This window comes from Sinomonas sp. G460-2, assembly GCF_047759905.1.
Classification (GTDB): Bacteria; Actinomycetota; Actinomycetes; order Actinomycetales; family Micrococcaceae; genus Sinomonas.
Genome location: NZ_JBKZWT010000438.1, coordinates 1 through 2,410, shown reverse-complemented (window position 1 = coordinate 2,410; position 2,410 = coordinate 1). Strand labels below are relative to the sequence as shown.

Annotated in this window: 2 protein-coding genes and 1 pseudogene; all 3 read left to right on the top strand. The window is 71.7% G+C overall.

Annotated features, from left to right (window positions below; translation table 11 throughout):
* Positions 1-829 (top strand): co-chaperone YbbN (locus ACLN58_RS21075; RefSeq protein ID WP_415857175.1); only part of this gene is annotated, 829 nt, incomplete at its 5' end.
* 140 nt (positions 830-969) lie between these two features.
* A complete protein-coding gene (locus ACLN58_RS21070) occupies positions 970-1,767 on the top strand; it encodes an ABC transporter ATP-binding protein (RefSeq protein ID WP_415857174.1) in 798 nt (265 codons plus the stop codon).
* A pseudogene (locus ACLN58_RS21065) lies at positions 1,752-2,410 on the top strand (transporter); the annotation flags it as partial. The gene ACLN58_RS21070 and the pseudogene ACLN58_RS21065, both read left to right, overlap by 16 nt.

The following is a 2,410-nucleotide window of genomic DNA, read 5'->3' as shown; positions in this document are numbered from 1 at the left end:
GGCGGGCGCCGCCGCCGGAGCCATCGAGGTGGACGAGGCGAGCTTCCCCGAGCTCGTCCAGCTCTCCTCCCAGGTTCCGGTCGTCGTCGCTCTCTGGGCGCAGTACTCGCCCGAGTCGCAGCGCGTCCGCGACGAGCTCGGGCCGGAGGTCGCTGCGTACGGCGGCCGCCTCGCGTACGCGACCGCGGACATCGAGGCGTTCCCGCAGCTCGCCCAGGCGCTTGCGATCCAGGCCGTGCCCACGGTCATCGCGTTCCTCAAGGGCCAGCCGATCCCACTTTTCCAGGGCGCTGCCGCGACCGCGCAGACGCGCCAGCTCTTCGACGAGCTGCTGCGGGTCGCCGAGGCCAACGGCGTCACCGGAACGGCCGACGGCGCCCCCGCGGCCCCCGCTTCCGAGCCGCCCCTTCCGCCGCTCCACCAGGAGGCCTTCGACGCGCTCGAGCGCGGCGACCTCGGTGCCGCGGACGCGGCGCTCACGAAGGCGCTCGCCGAGAACCCGGCGGATCACGATGCCAAAGCCGCCCTCGCCCAGGTGCACCTCATGGTTCGGACCCAAGGCCTGGGCCAGGCCGAGGCGGATGGCGCCCGCGAGCTGGCGGCCCAGACTCCGGACGAGCTCGAGCCGCAACTCGTCGTCGCGGACCTGGACGCGGCCGGAGGCCACGTCGAGGACGCGTTCGCGCGACTCGTGGGCTATATCAGCCGGAACTTCGGGCCTGAGCGCGAGGCAGCGCGCGTGCGCCTGCTCGAGCTTTTCGAGGTCGTGGGCCCGGCCGATCCGCGCGTGAGCGCGGCACGCCAGCAGCTCGCCCGCGCGCTGTTCTAATTCATCCTCCACAGCCAGCCCTGGTTCTCGGCGGGCCTTCGGCGGGCCTTCGGCGGGCCTTCGGCGGGCCGGAGATCATCCGGGGGGCGTCGTCCGTTCGGCTGATTCGCGCAGCCCTCAGCAATTGCTAGCGTGAGGTCATGACCGTGCCCTCATTCTCGGCGCCCAGCCGCGACGTGGCCCCTCTCGGACCGGCCCTCTCGCTGCGCGGGCTCGTCAAGTCCTTCGGCGGGAAGCCAGCCGTGGCCGGGATCAGCCTCGATGTGCCTGCCGGCTCCTTCTACGGACTCGTCGGTCCGAACGGTGCCGGCAAGACGACCACGCTGTCCATGGCCACAGGGCTCCTCCGTCCTGATGCGGGCACCGCGATCGTGCTGGGCGTCGACGTGTGGCGCGATCCGCTCGCAGCCAAGCGGCTCATGGGCGTCCTGCCCGATGGGGTCCGGCTCTTCGACCGGCTCAGCGGCGAGCAGCTCATCACGTACGCGGGACTCCTGCATGGCCTCGACCGCCGCACGGTCGCGCAGAGGACCGCGGATCTGCTCCAGGCGTTCGATCTCGCGGGCGACGCCCGGACGCTCGTCGTCGACTATTCGGCCGGCATGACCAAGAAGATCGCGCTCGCGGCGTCACTCGTCCACGCGCCGCGTCTGCTCGTCCTCGATGAGCCCTTCGAGTCGGTGGACCCCATCTCCGCCGCAAACATCCGCAGCATCCTCACCGACTACGTCCGCTCGGGCGGCACCGTCATCGTCTCGAGCCACGTCATGGACCTCGTCCAGCGCATGTGCGACCACGTCGCCGTCGTCGCCCAGGGGCGCATCCTCGCGGCTGGCACGGTCGACGAGGTGCGCGCAGGCTCGACCCTCGAGGACCGCTTCGTGGAACTCGTCGGCGGCCACGGCCCCACGGAGGGACTCTCGTGGTTGCACACCTGATCACGCTCAAGCTCGTGCTCCTGCGCAACGGGCTGCGCCGGAGCGTCGGGCAGCTCGTGGGCCTCATCGTTGCGGCGCTCTATGGCCTCGGCATCCTCGTTCTCGCGGTGACTGGGCTCATCGCCCTGCGACTCGTCGGTTCGGACATCGCCGAGACGGTTGTGGTCTTGGGCGGGTCCGCCCTCATCGTCGGGTGGGCGCTCACCCCGATCCTCATCTCCGGGGTCGACCTCACGCTGGATCCGGCACGCTTTGCACCGTTCCCCATCCCGCTCCCGCGCCTGCTCGCGGGGCAGGCCGTCGCGGGGCTCATCGGGGTTCCCGGGATCTGCACCACGATCGCCTTGGCTGCGACGACCGTGACGTGGTCGCGTGGAGTCGGCGCGTTCGCCGCCTCGGTCCTCGGCGCGCTGCTCGCCCTCGCGCTGTGCGTCGTCGCGAGCCGACTCGTCGCGAGCGCGGTGACGGACCTCGCCTCCAACCGCCGGTTCCGCGAGGCGAGCCGCATCCTGCTCATGATCCCGCTCGTGCTGCTCGGGCCCATCATCGCCCTGACCGCGCGGGGGATCGAGATGAACGCCGCCGCGCTGCGCTCCCTCGCTAGCGTGCTCGCGTGGACGCCGCTCGGCGCGGCATTCTCGGC

Excerpts from the sequence above, each read along its gene's own strand:
- ACLN58_RS21070 (WP_415857174.1), top strand. The coding sequence starts at position 970 with ATGACCGTGCCCTCATTCTCGGCGCCCAGCCGCGACGTGGCCCCTCTC.